15 protein-coding genes and 2 tRNA genes are annotated in these 15,798 nt (G+C 32.0%); 14 read left to right on the forward strand and 3 right to left on the reverse strand.

Translation table 11 applies throughout. The features are described 5' to 3' along the window. Positions 1-156: 156 nt before the first annotated feature. The 7 genes from ACQY6M_RS15165 to bioA all read left to right on the forward strand — a co-directional run bounded on the left by ACQY6M_RS15165 (position 157) and on the right by bioA (position 4,922). A tRNA-Asn gene (locus ACQY6M_RS15165) sits at positions 157-230 on the forward strand. A 61-nt stretch (positions 231-291) separates the two neighbouring features. Continuing rightward, a tRNA-Asn gene (locus ACQY6M_RS15170) sits at positions 292-365 on the forward strand. A gap of 45 nt (positions 366-410) precedes the next feature. Further along, the gene (locus ACQY6M_RS15175; RefSeq protein ID WP_428740952.1) at positions 411-1,535 is read left to right on the forward strand and encodes an aminotransferase class I/II-fold pyridoxal phosphate-dependent enzyme; all 1,125 of its coding nucleotides are present in this window, start codon (positions 411-413) and stop codon (positions 1,533-1,535) included. Between the two features lie 8 nt (positions 1,536-1,543). Then, entirely contained in the window at positions 1,544-1,924 is a 381-nt protein-coding gene (locus tag ACQY6M_RS15180; protein ID WP_428740951.1) for a putative signal transducing protein, read from the forward strand. After that, positions 1,921-2,529 carry a dethiobiotin synthase gene (gene bioD / locus ACQY6M_RS15185; RefSeq protein ID WP_428740950.1) on the forward strand — a complete coding sequence of 203 codons (609 nt, stop codon included), beginning with the start codon at positions 1,921-1,923 and terminating at the stop codon, positions 2,527-2,529. The genes ACQY6M_RS15180 and bioD overlap by 4 nt, the downstream gene beginning before the upstream one ends. Beyond that, positions 2,530-3,651 (forward strand): hypothetical protein, encoded by a 1,122-nt coding sequence (locus tag ACQY6M_RS15190; protein ID WP_428740949.1) that lies wholly within the window; start codon positions 2,530-2,532, stop codon positions 3,649-3,651. Between the two features lie 5 nt (positions 3,652-3,656). Continuing rightward, positions 3,657-4,922, forward strand: a complete 1,266-nt coding sequence (gene bioA, locus ACQY6M_RS15195) for an adenosylmethionine--8-amino-7-oxononanoate transaminase (RefSeq protein ID WP_428740948.1) — start codon at positions 3,657-3,659, stop codon at positions 4,920-4,922. On the opposite strand, the gene ACQY6M_RS15200 is transcribed toward bioA, so the two are convergent. Beyond that, the gene (locus tag ACQY6M_RS15200) at positions 4,908-5,345 is read right to left on the reverse strand and encodes a cytochrome c oxidase assembly factor Coa1 family protein (RefSeq protein WP_428740947.1); all 438 of its coding nucleotides are present in this window, start codon (positions 5,343-5,345) and stop codon (positions 4,908-4,910) included. The genes bioA and ACQY6M_RS15200 overlap by 15 nt on opposite strands. A gap of 86 nt (positions 5,346-5,431) precedes the next feature. Between ACQY6M_RS15200 and ACQY6M_RS15205 the strand changes: the two genes are divergently transcribed. From ACQY6M_RS15205 to bioB, 4 genes are all read left to right on the forward strand, one after another. Then, positions 5,432-6,586 carry a beta-ketoacyl synthase N-terminal-like domain-containing protein gene (locus tag ACQY6M_RS15205; RefSeq protein WP_428740946.1) on the forward strand — a complete coding sequence of 385 codons (1,155 nt, stop codon included), beginning with the start codon at positions 5,432-5,434 and terminating at the stop codon, positions 6,584-6,586. A 58-nt stretch (positions 6,587-6,644) separates the two neighbouring features. Beyond that, a complete protein-coding gene (locus ACQY6M_RS15210; RefSeq protein ID WP_428740945.1) occupies positions 6,645-7,217 on the forward strand; it encodes a hypothetical protein in 573 nt (190 codons plus the stop codon). A 9-nt stretch (positions 7,218-7,226) separates the two neighbouring features. Beyond that, on the forward strand, positions 7,227-8,660 hold the full coding sequence (locus ACQY6M_RS15215; protein WP_428740944.1) for a flotillin family protein: 1,434 nt from the start codon (positions 7,227-7,229) through the stop codon (positions 8,658-8,660). A 65-nt stretch (positions 8,661-8,725) separates the two neighbouring features. Next, complete coding sequence (gene bioB / locus ACQY6M_RS15220) at positions 8,726-9,826, forward strand: biotin synthase BioB (protein ID WP_428740943.1); 1,101 nt, start codon at positions 8,726-8,728, stop codon at positions 9,824-9,826. A 34-nt stretch (positions 9,827-9,860) separates the two neighbouring features. On the opposite strand, the gene ACQY6M_RS15225 is transcribed toward bioB, so the two are convergent. Continuing rightward, complete coding sequence (locus ACQY6M_RS15225) at positions 9,861-10,448, reverse strand: porin family protein (RefSeq protein ID WP_428740942.1); 588 nt, start codon at positions 10,446-10,448, stop codon at positions 9,861-9,863. A 124-nt stretch (positions 10,449-10,572) separates the two neighbouring features. Further along, the gene (locus ACQY6M_RS15230) at positions 10,573-11,625 is read right to left on the reverse strand and encodes a hypothetical protein (protein WP_428740941.1); all 1,053 of its coding nucleotides are present in this window, start codon (positions 11,623-11,625) and stop codon (positions 10,573-10,575) included. A 128-nt stretch (positions 11,626-11,753) separates the two neighbouring features. On the opposite strand from ACQY6M_RS15230, the gene ACQY6M_RS15235 reads away from it, so the two are divergent. Genes ACQY6M_RS15235 through ACQY6M_RS15245 form a run of 3 tightly spaced genes read left to right on the forward strand, consistent with a single transcriptional unit; the run spans position 11,754 to position 15,743 of the window. Further along, complete coding sequence (locus ACQY6M_RS15235; protein WP_428740940.1) at positions 11,754-12,263, forward strand: RNA polymerase sigma factor; 510 nt, start codon at positions 11,754-11,756, stop codon at positions 12,261-12,263. 50 nt (positions 12,264-12,313) lie between these two features. Further along, a complete protein-coding gene (locus ACQY6M_RS15240; RefSeq protein WP_428740939.1) occupies positions 12,314-13,225 on the forward strand; it encodes a FecR family protein in 912 nt (303 codons plus the stop codon). Beyond that, positions 13,215-15,743: a TonB-dependent receptor gene (locus ACQY6M_RS15245; protein ID WP_428740938.1), complete on the forward strand. Its 2,529-nt coding sequence runs from the start codon at positions 13,215-13,217 to the stop codon at positions 15,741-15,743. Before ACQY6M_RS15240 ends, ACQY6M_RS15245 begins: the two co-directional genes overlap by 11 nt. The last annotated feature ends 55 nt before the right edge of the window (positions 15,744-15,798 follow it).

Raw genomic sequence — 15,798 nt, forward strand, 5'->3', positions numbered from 1 at the left:
ACTTTTAGAAAAGTACAAATAACTGTAAATGAGTAAAGTATTATTTTAACCCCCTTTGTTGAATAATTTTTTTACAAAAAAATTCTTTAAAGTATTGTAATTTTTCAAATACCGATCTACATTTGCACACCATTAATCAACAATGGTTCACAAAATTCCTCCTTAGCTCAGTTGGTTAGAGCATCTGACTGTTAATCAGAGGGTCCTTGGTTCGAGCCCAAGAGGAGGAGCAAAGGCAACGTAGAAGCCGATAATTTCTACAACAAACATATATTTGTTCTACAAGAACATTCCTCAATAGCTCAGTTGGTTAGAGCATCTGACTGTTAATCAGAGGGTCCCTGGTTCGAGTCCAGGTTGAGGAGCAAAAAAGACTTACAATATTGTAAGTCTTTTTTTATTTTTACAGTATGCGATTTCCTAAAAAACTACATCAAAAGATTACACAACGAGTAGCTCAAAACTCTTTGAGAACACTCGGTAAAGAAAATTCACTTATCGATTTTTCTTCCAATGATTATTTGGGTTTTGCGAAATCAGAAAGCCTTTTTGATAAGACTCATCAATATTTAATTGATAATAACATTAAAATCAATGGAGCTACTGGGTCACGATTACTTTCAGGAAATCATAAGCTGTATACAACCGTTGAAAAACAACTAGCAGAACTTCATAATTCTGAAACGGCTTTAGTTTTTAACTCTGGTTACGATGCTAACATCGGTTTTTTTGCTTCGGTACCTCAACGTGGTGATATTATTTTATATGATGAATTTATTCATGCATCCATACGAGATGGCATACAACTATCGAACGCAAAATCGTTTAAGTTTAAGCATAACGATTTAATTCATCTTGAAGAGCTATTAAACCGTGTTCAGCATAAAGACTCAGAAATTTACGTGGTAACCGAATCTGTTTTTTCTATGGACGGGGATTCTCCCGACTTGGCAGCAATGTCTCAAATAATCAAGAAACACTCCAATGTACATTTTGTTATAGATGAAGCACACGCTCTTGGGGTTTTTGATTTTGGATTGATTCAGAAACTACAATTAGAAAATGACATTTTCGCTAGAATTGTCACCTTTGGAAAAGGTTTAGGGTGTCATGGCGCATCTATTTTGGGAAACGAACAACTCCAACAATATCTTGTTAATTTTGCACGTAGTTTTATCTACACGACGGGATTATCACCTCACGCATTGGCTACTGTAAAAATTGCTTACGACGAATTATCAATCAGCAATTCTAAAGAAAAGCTGCAACAAAACATTCAACATTTTGTTTCAGATTCAAACCGATTGCAATTAAACTTTATCAAGAGTAATTCTGCAATTCACTGTTGTATTATTTCTGGAAACGAACGCGTAAAAAAAATCGCTTTACTATTACAACAAAATGGATTTGATGTAAAACCTATTCTATCACCTACCGTTCCTCAAAACCAAGAACGCTTACGTTTTTGCTTACACTCTTACAATTCTAAAGAAGAAATCACTAATGTTTTAGAGAACCTTGCTACTTTTGTTTAAAAAATAAAATGCAAGATAACTATACCATTTTAGCAGTATTTGAATATTCTACTGAAGCACAAGTCGTAAAAGCTAAATTAGAATCAGAAGGGGTTAAAACCATGCTAATGGATGAAAAAACAATAGACTCTGACCCATTGATTAGTCAAGCTATTGGTGGTGTAAAACTACTTGTACACAACAATGATATAGAAAACGCTGCTACTATTTATAACGAAATACGAAATTACACAAAGGATGAAAATGGAAACGATATTCATTGTCCTAAGTGTGATTCAACAAAAATACTAGTTGCCGATTTACAACATAAAAACATCTTTTTTATGCTCTTTCCTTTTTTTGAAAGTAGAAAATTAATCTGCAACAATTGTAAAACAATTTTTAAATGAAGAAATATTTTATCACAGGAATATCAACAGAAGTAGGCAAAACAGTTGCTTCTGCTATCATAACTGAAGCCTTACAAGCCGATTACTGGAAACCTATTCAATCAGGCGATTTAGAGTATTCCGACACTCATAAAGTTGAAAAGTTTATTTCAAACTCAAAAACTGTTTTTCATCCAAACTCATATGCTTTACAAACACCTATGAGTCCGCATGCATCTGCTGAAATTGACGGCATTACTATTGAGATAGACAAGATTAAAGAACCTACAACAAAAAATCATTTAGTCATTGAAGGTGCTGGGGGGTTATTGGTTCCTTTAAATGACAAAAACACATTGCTTGATGTTATTAAACCCGATTATAAAGTTATTGTGGTTTCTCGTCATTATTTAGGAAGTATCAATCATACCTTATTAACAGTTAATTTACTAAAAGAAAAAGGATTTGAGGTTTCGTTAATTTTTTCTGGAAATGAATACAAAACAACAGAAGACATTATCAAAAAAATGACTGGTGTTCCTGTAATTGGCCGTATTGAAGAAGAACCTTATTTCGACAAAAATGTAATTAAAGAATACGCAGAGTTATTTAAAGACAACTTATAAATGAAAACCATTACCGCAAAACATCTTTGGTCTTTTCCTTTACTTTTTGGTTTTTTAGGAGCTATCATAGGTTTAGTTTTGCGCTACGCTTTTACAGGAAGTATTGCCAACTTCCCTTTTAAGTTTGTACTCCACTCACATTCGCATGTAATGTTGTTGGGCTTACTTTTTAATGCTCTAATTGTTTTACTCTTTACAAGGTTTACCAACGGAATAGACAAAACCTCTTACCTTCTTTATATTGCTCTACAAGTTTGTGTTGCTATTTTATTGATAGGTTTCGTCCTTCAGGGCTATGCCTTCGTTACTATTCTGTTCTCTACCATACATTTATGGATTAGTTATTGGCTAGTTATTAGATTATGGAGGCATTTGAAAGGTGAAAAAACTACTATAGTATTAATTAAATCAGGAATTGTTTTTCATTTTATATCTTCAATAGGTCCCTATGCTTTAGGGCCTTTAATGGCTTTGAAAATGCAAACTTCTCCTTGGTACCAACAAGCTATTTTTTTCTACTTACATTTTCAATATTTCGGATCGTTTTTCCTTTGGATGCTTGCCATACTCTTTCAAAAAACAACAATTAGCCTCTCAAAAACCCAAATTATCTTAATTGTTACTTCTCTTATATTATTGTATGCTCATTCATTAAAATACAGTTTTAATCATTCAGCTATTCAAATTGCAGGAAGTATTGGTGCAGGAATTTTAATCATAGCGCTTTTCAAACTTAAAAATTCATTTTTACATCAAAAGCTTCAATATCAACTACTTTTCGGAACTTTACTATTCATAGGAATTTTGAATGGTCTTGGTAGTATTCCTTACTTTTCTAATTTGGTAGTATCTAACAGATTTATGCTAATTGCCTGGTTACATTTACTTTTTTTAGGGATGTATGTACCTTTTATTTGGATAGAATTAAACCAAAGAATCTCAAAAAAAACATGGATTGGTTATGCTTTTTTTGTTCTCTCTTCTGAATTCATTTTAGTATTTCCTTCATTTTTTTCTGAGTTGTTTTCAATAGCCATTATGTGGTTATTGTTTCTTGCTTATTTTGGGATAGTTTTATGTATTTCTATCGTACATTTGACTGCTCTTTTTCAAAAGAATTAAACATTATGAATTTACAAGAACGCGATAAAAAACATTTGTGGCACCCACTAAAACAGCACCAAACACACCCTAATAGCTTAGGTATTGTGAAAGCTAAAGGATGTATACTAACCGACGAACACGGTAACGAATATATCGATGCGATTTCGTCTTGGTACACTTGTATGTTTGGGCATTGTAACGACTACATTACAAGTCGTGTTTACAATCAAATGCAAACTTTAGATCAAATAATGTTTAGCGATTTTACACATGAACCAGCGGTAAAATTATCGGAAGAGTTGATTAAAATTCTTCCCGAGAATCAAAATAGAATTTTCTTTAACGACAATGGTTCTACTGCTGTAGAAGCTGGTATTAAAATGGCTTTGCAATACTATTTTAATAAAGGTGAAAAGCGTACAACCTTTATTGCTTTTGAAGATGGTTTTCATGGGGATACTTTTGGAGCTATGTCTGTTTCTGGATTATCAGTGTATAATGGTCCGTTTGAAGAATTTTTAATGGACATTCAACGTATTCCTGTTCCGAATGGAGAAAATAATGATCTTATAAAACAGCAATTACAACAAATTATAGCTGAAAACGAAGTTGCAGGATTTATTTATGAACCCTTAGTTCAAGGTGCAGCTGGAATGAAAATTCACCAAGCAGAAGATTTAGATAAGATCTTAGAAATTTGCAAAAAAAATGACATCTTAACTATTGCCGATGAAGTAATGACGGGGTTTGGAAAAACAGGTAACAATTTTGCTTCTGATGAAATAGCAACCAAACCTGATATCATGTGTTTGAGTAAAGCCTTAACAGCTGGTTTGGTTCCTATGTCGATTACTTCGTGTACCGAAGAAATTTACACTGCCTTTTTAGATAATGATATTGCTAAAGGCTTTTTTCACTGCCATACCTATTCTGCAAACCCAATAGCATGTAGTGCTGCATTGGCTAGCATAAAGTTATTACAAACTCAAGAAATTCAGGATAATATTCAGTTTATTGAAAAGAATAATAAATCATTTGCTAAAAAGATAGAAAATCACTCAAAAGTAAATTCAACAAGAAATAAAGGTGTCATTTTAGCTATCGATTTAAACACCAATTCTGGTCGTTATGGGTCGTTACGTGACAAACTATTACAATCTTTTATGAATGAAGGTGTCTTCTTACGTCCGTTAGGGAATACCATTTACATTCAACCACCTTATGTGATTAGTGAAGAACAGCTTGATAAAATATATACAACTATTGAAAAAGTTCTAGATACTCTCTAGAACTTTTTCTTTTTCTAATAAATTAATTTCTTCTTGAGTTTCTTTAATTCGAACATACAAATCTTCATAAATCCACTCACCATCTAGTTTAATTCCTCTAACAATTAAAACTCCTTCACCTTTATCACCTCTTATCGGGATAGAAAAATCAACATTTCCATCATCGTTTGTTAGCGAAATATTTCCAGACGGAATTCCGTATTTTTCAATAGGTTCTCCTAAACTTTCAATAACTAATTCATTTTTGGATGCTTGCTCTATAGCATATTCTACAGGAGTAGAATTGTTTATCATTTTTGACACTCCAAAAAATGCTGCTCCTACACCTAAAACAATCAATAAAATAAACCCTAAACATCCTGTTAATGGTATAAACCACAACCAATTTCTCCCAAACCAACTTTTTTGACCTTGTTCACTCATAACTTAAAATTTTTCCCCAAGATAAATATTTTTATTTTCTTTAGAATCCCTGATTTTACCTTTATTTTTGCAGAAATTTTATAGTGTTGAAAGAACTTATCTCAATAACATCTTTTGCATCAGTTTCTGCCTTAGGAAGCACTTCCGAAGAAATATGGAAAAACTATCTGAACAACCATCACTTTTTAACTTTAAAAGAGTTCGAATCTTTTAAAGCATGGGTTGCACTATTAACTGAAGAAGATAAATATGCTATTGAGGAGGTTCAAAACTCAGACAATAAGTATAAAAATTTAGATCCTTCTGTTTTATACACCTTGTTTGTGGCTAGAAAAGCAATGGAGCAAACCAACTGGAAAGCTTCTGACAATTTTGGAATCAATATAGGTTCTTCTCGCGGTGCCACTTCTTTGTTTGAAAAATACCATAAAGAATTTTTAAAAACGGGTAAATCGTCAACCTTAAGTTCTCCAACCACTACTTTAGGAAATATTTCCTCTTGGATAGCACACGATTTACAAACTAACGGACCAGAAATTTCACATTCTATTACTTGTTCAACCGGACTACATTCTCTGTTAAACGGAGTTGCTTGGTTGCAATCGGGAATGTCTGAAAAGTTTATGATTGGTGCTAGTGAAGCTTCTTTAACCGACTTTACCATTGCACAAATGCAAGCCTTAAAAGTATATTCTAAAGAAAAAAATGGATACCCATGCAAAGCTTTCGACCTCAACAAACCTAAAAACACTATGGTATTAGGTGAAGCTGCTTCTGTTTTTTGTTTAGAAAAAGGAATTAAAGAAAACGCCTTAGCTTTTATTGAAGGTATAGGTTATGCTACAGAAGTTTTAAAACACAATACTTCTGTATCAACTAATGCTGAATGCTTTCAAAAATCGATGAAAATGGCTCTAGGTACTATTCCTTCTGATGAAGTTGACGCTATCATAATGCATGCACCAGGTACCATCAAAGGGGATCAGTCAGAAATCAACGCGATTCAAAAAGTATTTTGTAACAAAACACCATTTTTAACAACCAATAAGTGGAAACTTGGGCATACTTTTGGCGCTTCTGGCTTATTAAGTTTAGAATTAGCTGTATTAATGTTACAACATCAACAAGTTATTGAAGTTCCATTTGCTCAACCTCAAGAACATCCCAAAAAATTATCAAAAATTTTGGTAAATGCTGTCGGTTTTGGAGGGAATGCTGTTTCTGTTTTGTTAACGAAATAAAAATTGCCGCTTTCGGGCAATTTACATACTTTTAGTAGCTCATTTAAATAATTGCTTTATGATGGAATGGTTTTCTGAATTGACTTCTTTTCAAAAAATGTATTGGGGAATTACAGGTATTTTTACCCTAATTTTTGTGTTTGTACTTATTGGAAGTTTCATTGGTGCAGATACTGATGATATTGGTAATATTGATGCGGAAATAGATGCTGACACCGGAGCTGGATTTCAATTTTTTACCTTTAAAAATATGGTTGCATTTTTTACCATTTTTGGCTGGAGTGGTATTGCCTGTATAGACGCAGGCTATTCAAAAACTACTACTCTTTTTATTTCTGTTATCTGCGGATTATTAATGATGACCATTATGGCAGCCCTATTCTATTATATTAGTAAACTTACAGATAGTGGTACTTTAAAAATGAAAAATGCACTAAATCAAATTGGTGAGGTATACTTGACTATTGGAGCAAATCGCTCTAAAATGGGTAAAGTACACATTAAAGTACAAAATTCACTTCGTGAATTAGATGCCTTGACAGATAACGATACTGAATTAACTCAAGGAATGATTATTAAAGTAACTGAAGTTACCTCAAACGGAATATTAATTGTTAAATCTCAGAAATAAAAATTGACTATGTTAAAATTTACATTATTACAAATTGATGGTTTTGGATTTGCAGGTCCTATTGGACTTGTAATTGCCATTCTATTTATTTTCATTTTACTCGTTACCTTAATAAAACGATATAAAAGGTGTCCATCCGACAGAATTTTAGTTGTATATGGTAAAGTGGGTGGTGGACAATCGGCAAAATGTATTCACGGAGGTGCTGCCTTTATTTTTCCTGTAATTCAAGACTATGAATTCTTGGATTTAACACCTATTTCTATAGAAGTAAATCTAGTAAATGCTCTTTCTAAACAAAATATTCGTGTAAATGTTCCTTCTCGATTTACCATTGGGGTTTCTACTGAGCCAGGAGTAATGCAAAACGCTGCTGAACGTTTACTTGGTCTAGCAATGAACGATATTCAAGAATTAGCCAAAGAAATCATTTTTGGTCAATTACGTTTAGTGGTTGCTTCAATGGATATTGAAGAAATTAACTCTGATAGAGATAAATTTTTAACCAACATATCACAAAGTGTAGAATCGGAATTAAAAAAGGTTGGTTTAAAACTCATCAACGTAAACATTACCGATATTGTTGACGAATCAGGATATATTGAAGCATTAGGTAAAGAAGCTGCTGCACATGCAATCAACGCCGCTCGTAAATCTGTTGCTGAAAAAAACAGAGATGGTTCTATTGGTGAAGCAAATGCTGTACAAGATGAGAGAACACAAGTTGCTGCTGCTAATGCACAAGCTGTAGATGGTGAAAACACCGCAAAAATTGCAGTTGCAAACTCTGACTCATTACGTCGCCAAAGAGAAGCAGAGGCTGAAAGGGTAGCTATTGCTTCTGAAAAAGTACAATCAGCAAAAGCCTTAGAAGAATCATATGCTGCTGAAAAAGAAGCCGAAATTGCCAGAGCAGAGAGAGAACGTTCTTCGCAATTAGCCGATATTATTGTACCTGCTGAAATTGACAAACGAAAGGTTGAAATTGATGCAGAAGCAGAAGCAGAAAGAATTCGTAGAAAAGCGAAAGGAGAAGCAGATGCTATTTTATTCAAGGCACAAGCAGAAGCGCAAGGACTATATGAAGTATTAACCAAACAAGCAGCAGGTTTAGATCAAATAGTAAAAGCTGCTGGTAACGATTCACAAAACGCAGCCTTATTATTAATTGCTGACAAATTACCTGAATTAGTAAAATTACAGTCAGAAGCAATTAAAAACATTAAGATTGACAAAGTTACCGTTTGGGAAAATGGTGGAGGAAAAGATGGAAAAACCTCAACATCTAACTTTATTTCAGGAATGTATAATGCAGTACCACCGCTACAAGAAATGTTTAATATGGCAGGAATGCAATTACCTGATTATTTGAAAGGGAAAGAGCTCACAAACAACGATACAAATGTTATTGACCAAGACGATTCTCCTTCCATAAAAAAATAAGATTCATAAAATTCCGCTTTCGAAGCGGAATTTTTTATTTTTACCACCACAAACAACTCGAATTTATGAATGAAATTAGACACGATTGGACGAAAGAGGAAATTCTAGAAGTATACAATAAGCCTTTAATGGAGCTTTTGTACGAAGCTTCAACTATACATAGAAAATACCACGACCCAAATACGGTACAAGTAAGTACACTAATCTCAATTAAAACTGGTGGATGTTCTGAAGATTGTGGATATTGTCCGCAAGCAGCACGTTATCATACTGACATTGAAGGAAATGATTTGATGACAGTAAACCAAGTAAAAGCACAAGCTTTACGTGCTAAAGAAGGTGGTTCATCAAGAGTATGTATGGGTGCTTCTTGGAGAAACGTAAAAGACGGACCAGAATTTGACCAAGTGTTAGAAATGGTTCGTACTATTAATAAATTAGACATGGAAGTTTGCTGTACCTTAGGTATGGTAACCGAAAATCAGGCAAAACGTTTGGCAGAAGCTGGTTTATATGCTTATAACCACAATATTGATACTTCGGAAGATTATTATGATGATGTAATTTCTACACGTGCCTTTAAAGATAGAATTGATACTATTGAAAATGTACGTAAAACCAACGTAACAGTTTGTTCTGGAGGAATTATAGGTATGGGAGAATCATTAGAAGACCGAGCAGGAATGTTAGAAACCTTAACACGTTTTTCTCCACATCCAGAATCTGTGCCAATCAATGCTTTAGTTGCTGTTGAAGGTACTCCATTGGAAGAACAACCTCCTGTAAACATTTTTGAAATGGTTCGTATGGTAGCGACTGCTCGTATTGTGTTACCAGATTCGCAAGTACGTTTATCGGCAGGAAGAACTCAAATGAGTAGAGAAGGACAAGCTATGTGTTTCTTTGCTGGGGCAAATTCTATTTTTGCAGGAGATAAATTATTAACAACTCCGAATCCAGATATTAATGAAGATATGAAGATGTTTGAAGATTTAGGATTGAACACACAAAAGCCTTTCTTTAAACATGAGCAAAGAGAATCGATAGAAGCTGAAGATTCTCAATACGAAGCCTTAGGTGAAAAACCAAAATGGACAAGACCAGATCATAAAATTGAACGCAACGAACAAAAGAAGCAAGAAGCTATAGCAATAAGAAAGCAATAAGAAAAAAGCGATGTTTAAAACATCGCTTTTTTTATTAGAAGTCAAACCCTATGTAAAATTGCCAGACTCTATTTTTGGGTTTGTCTTCATCATAAATATCATTTAATCCTAAATGATACCTTACTCCTAAACTTACACCACTATTGGTTTTAAAACCTCCTCCAAAATTTACTCCCCAATCAAAATTATTGGGATTAAACTCTTGAGATGTATTATAAAGAGAAAAACCACTATCAAAAGTTTCTTTATGTGATATAGATAACCCTATCTGAGGTCCTGCCTCTAAAAAGAAATTTTCAGAAGGATATAGTTTCAACATTAAAGGAAGGTTGATATAATCTAACTCTTGTTTATAGTTACCAGTACCATCAATAATTTTATATCCTTGTTGCGAATACAATAATTCTAACTGAAGTGAAGCATTTGCACCTATAAAAGATTCTCCATAAAAACCTATATGGAATCCATGCAATTGTTCTGTTTCAGAATCTCCATCAAAACTAACTGCTGACAGGTTATAACCTCCTTTAATACCTGCTTTGGATTTTTTGTTGTTTTCTTGTGCATATACAGATGCACCAATCATTGTTATAAATAATATTACCAATTGAAAATTTTTCATCTAACTCCTTTTTATGTATTTACCTTACTTACGTAATTGTACTTGATTTGGTTTTAAAAAGCTTTAGGCTACTACTGGAGTAGCCATAAAGCTCCAATCAACTAACTTAAGAAATGTTTAATTTTTATATCTTTTTAAATGTAAGGGTTACAGACGCATCTGTTTTACTTTGTAATGTAACCATGGTGCTGGTATAAGTAGTAATAATCCAATCGTTACTTAAAGCGCTTAATGCTGTATTGCTTGCAAAAGAAATATTTAAAAACACTTTAATGTCTGAACTTACATTATAAGTTCCTTCAATATTTTCTAAGGTAGTATTTACAGTATTTCTTGCTATCAACTTTAAATCGTTTGTGAATTCTATGGTGTAATCTGCATATTCATTCGCTTTATTTATACCTGCCTCAATAAAGCTTTCTACCTTAAATTTAGACTTACTGATAATAACTTCTACTTCTTCAGCTGTTTCCTCTGCTGTCTCCTCTTCTTCTTCATAAGAAGTACATTCTTCTATTGAATCTTGGAACTCTGCATCGCTGTTCACCTGCACAGTAGTTTCATCACTTAATTTTACAGTAATAGGATACTTTACAGAAAAGTACTCGTCTGAGTTTAAATCGGTCATGAAATTGTATAACTGTTCTTCCGATTCTACTACAACAGCCCCTGTTTGTTCAATATTTGCATCATACGTTAGCATGGTAATTGGAAAGCTAATATTTACACACGAAATAGCATCTTCCATAGCATCAGACACTTCTTCACAATGTGATTTTAATTCATCAAAACCTGCTTCAGAAGCTATAGTCAATTCTATATAGTTACTTAATTTAACTCTAATTGGAAAGCTAAAAACAACCGTATCTTCATCGTCATTAAACTCTCCCATAATTTCTAATACCTTTACATAATCTAAACTACTTATCAAAGTTATTTCTTGGCCATTCACAGTAGCTGTTAATGGAAACAATAACTCTGTACATGAGTTGTTATCTAAGAAATCATCTTCAGAACCATCATTCATAGTTGTTCTTTCATAATTTTTAGCAGTTTGTGATGTTGATGAATTTGCATTAGGATTTTCACCTACTTGTACATATTCTTCAGACTGACACGAAGTAAAAACCGTCAAAGTTGTTAATGCAATTATGGTGATTATTTTTATCGTTTTCATTTTAGTAAATTTTAGTTTTTTAAACATTTGTTTTCTGAGCTCTTTCTGTCCTTTAGAAAACTATAAAACATTTTACCCTACCTTTGTTTCTGATTTTTTTTCTATTTTAACTCTATAAAAGTATTCATATGACTAAAAAATCATTGTGTAACGAAGAAGATTTTAACGAGTTTTATCGATCTAACATTCAATTTGTTACCAACTTCTCCTCGTATAAATCTAATGATAAAGATACTGCCCTAGATTTAATACAAGAAGCTTTTTTAAGAATGTGGGAAAAATGCTCGGAAATATCGTATGAAAAAGCAAAATCATATTTATTTACCAGCGTAAACAACCTTTTTTTAAACAAATTAAAGCACGAAAAAGTAGTTTTAAATTACGCTAAAAACTCCCCTTACATTGATATTAATAATCAAAGTCCGGAATACTTATTAGAAGAAGAAGAATTTAAAAACAAACTAAAAAGAGCTATAGAAGACTTAACAGAAGCTGAACGAGAAGTTTTTCTATTAAATAGAATAGATGGCAAAAAATATAGAGAAATAGCAGAATTACTTACGATCTCTCAAAAAGCAGTAGAAAAAAGAATGTCTTCTGCATTAAAAAAACTAAGAACAAAAATAGAATTATTATAAGGGTAGGGAAATTTACTTCTTTATTGTCTAAAAGTTAGTTAAGTACGAAAATGAAAGATGAGAAATACATATTAAAATGGTTAAACGGAGAAATTTCTGAAGAAGAATTGTCTCTATTAAAACAAGATAAAAGCTTTAAAAATCTTGAAAAAACAGCGCACTATTCTTCTCAAATAGAGACTCCTAAAGTGGACATTGAAAAAGCTCTTAAAGAGTTTGAATTGAAAAAAACTACTGTTAAAAAAAGCAAAGTTATTTCATTTAATTATAAGAGTGTATACAAGTATGCCGCTGCTGTAGTTGTTTTATTAGTTTCTTCCTACTTTTTATTTTTTAATAACTCCGCTAGCTTTAGTACGCAATATGCAGAAACAAAAACCTTCAATTTACCTGATGATTCTGAAGTAATATTAAATGCGAACTCTAACATTTCTTTCAATAAAAAAAATTGGAAAGACAATAGAAATTTACACCTTGATGGAGAAGCCTATTTTAAGGTAAAAAAAGGAAAATCTTTTACTGTAAATACTTCTTTAGGTAAGGTTACTGTTTTAGGAACTCAATTTAATGTTAAGGAACGTAAAAACTTTTTCGAAGTAAAAACCTTTGAAGGGTTGGTGAGTGTACAATATAAAGATACTTTAGTAAAACTCCCAAAAGGAAAAACTTTTAAAGTAATCAACAATACAATTCATGGAGTTACTACGTTTAACATTAATGATAAATATTGGCTACAAAATGAATCTAATTTTAAAAGTGTTCCCTTAAAGTTTGTTATTGACGATTTGCAAAATCAATACAACTATACCATACGTACTAAAAATGTAAATCTAGATCAGCTTTATACTGGTGGTTTTACTCATAACGATATAAATGTAGCTTTACAGGCAGTTACTATTCCATTACAGTTATCATATAAAATAGAAGGAAAAAATATTACTATTTATAAGTATGATAAGTAACAAAATAACTTTTCTTTTTCTTTTCTTTTTTTCTTTTGCTGTAAAAGCTCAAGATAACATAGCAAAAACTCTACTAAAGGATGTTTTAGTAGAAATTGAAAAAAAGCATCAAGTAACATTTACCTATTCTGATAAGGATTTAGAAAACATTTACATTGTAAAACCCAATAACGACTTATCATTACCTCAAACTATAGCTTACCTTAAATCAGTAACTCCTTTCAATTTTAAGATTTTAGATAGTCGATTTATTACAATATCGTACTTAGATAAGAAAATTACCATCTGCGGAAAAATTTTAGACTCCAACACTCTTGAACCATTAGCTTTAGCTACTATTATAGTTAATAATACCAACAACGGAACTTCTTCAGACAATAACGGTGAATTCGAACTTGACTCTGTTACCGTTAATGCTGACATTACCGTTTCATATGTAGGTTATAAGTCTATTACATTACCTGCAAAAAGCTTATTTTCTGAAGGCACATGTAAAGAAATTTACTTGGACGATTTGATGGAAAAGTTACCTGAAGTAATAATCCCTAATCTATTAACTACTGGATTACAAAAAAACATAGATGGTAGTATTGTTTTAAACACAAAGAAATTCGGAATTCTTCCTGGTTTAATTGAGCCCGATATTTTAAAAACCATTAAAGCTCTTCCCGGTATAGAAAGTGTAAATGAAAGTGTATCCAACATTAATGTAAGAGGAGGTACCAACGATCAAAATTTAATGCTTTGGGATGGAATAAAAATGTACCATACGAGTCATTTTTTTGGTTTAATTTCTGCATACAATCCATACTTAACTCAAAAAGCTACAGTAACCAAAAATGGTACTAGTACAAAGTTTAGCGATGGTGTTTCAAGTACAATTAACATGCAAACAACGAATACTATTTTCGATAAAATTTCTGGAGGTGCTGGTTTTAATTTATTGAGTGCTGATGTATTTATACAAATCCCTATAACTAAAAAATTAGGGCTTCATGCTTCGGGTAGAAGATCTATTACCGATTTTGTAGACACTCCCACCTATGACAATTATTTTAGTCGAAGTTTTCAAGAAAACTCTATCGCTTCAAACCAAGAAAATAAAGCTTCTACTGATTTTTATTTTTATGATTACTCTTTTAAGGTTTTATATGACATTAACCAAAATCATTTATTACGAGCCAATTTAATAAACATACAAAACAGCTTAGACTATACCGAAGAATATACCTCTGGAAGCACAACTATTGAAGAAAACAGTTTATTAAAACAAGAAAATATTGGAGCTAATATTAGTTGGAATGCTAAATGGACTTCTAGCTTTTCTACAGAATTTTCTGCTTTTATTTCAGATTACAAAATAAATTCATCAGACTTCAATAAAGAGACCGATCAGTTTCAAACTCAATTTAATAATGTTTTAGAAACCGAGATTAAATTTACTACGAATCACCTTCTTTCCGATGCTATGACTCTTACTAATGGAGCTGTTTTTAACGAAATAGGTGTTGCTAATAAAACAACTGTAAATGCACCTACCTATACAAAATCTGTAAAAGAAGTTTTGCTTAAATCTGCTCTTTTTTCTGAAATAGAATTTCATAAAAACAATACATATGCAAGGTTTGGTTTACGTGCCAATTACTTTCACGATTTCAATAAGTTTATTGTAGAACCAAGAATTAATGTTAGACAAAAATTACGTAATGGTTTCTTTTTAAAATTAGCCGGAGAATTTAAAAATCAAACAACCACACAGAAAATAGACTTTCAGGATAACTTTTTAGGTATTGAAAAAAGAAGATGGGTTTTAGCAGATAACAATAAAACTCCAATTATAAAAAGTAAACAAGCATCCTTTGGAACCGAATATTCTAAAAACAACCTGCAAATAGACATAACTGGGTTTTTCAAATTTGTTGAAGGGATAACTGTTGCTAATCAAGGTTTTTATAACAACGTACAAACATTAAACTCTATAGGAGATTATAAAGTAAAAGGAATTGAGTTTTTGGTCAATAAAAAAAGTGAAAAAATTAGTACTTGGATAAGTTATACTTTTTCTGAAAACAATTACGATTTTACAGAATTTACACCTAATACATTTCCTAGTAGCTTAGATATTACACATTCTTTTAGCAGTGCTTTAAATTATAACCTCAACGATAATATAAAACTCTCCCTGGGTGCTATTTTACGTTCTGGAGTCCCATATACAAAACCTGTTGTTGGTAACGAAACGATACAAGATGGAAATAGAATTATCGTAAATTACGATACTCCAAATAAAGAGAGACATCAAAATTTTTTCAGGGTTAATGCTTCGTTCAGTTATAACTTCAATCTGTCAAAAAAATTAACATCAATTGCTAGGGTTGGTTTTACTAATATTACAAACAGGAAAAATATCGTAAACACTTATTATATTGTTGATGAAAATGATACTGATAAAGCTAAAAGAATAGACACTTATTCATTACCATTTACTCCAAATCTTAGCTTCAGAATTAACTTTTAATTCTTATAAAATCTTCCTCAATTTTTAACACAATTAACTCAAAAATACATCGTAA

Source organism: Tenacibaculum sp., from assembly GCF_050290165.1.
Classification (GTDB): domain Bacteria; phylum Bacteroidota; class Bacteroidia; order Flavobacteriales; family Flavobacteriaceae; genus Polaribacter.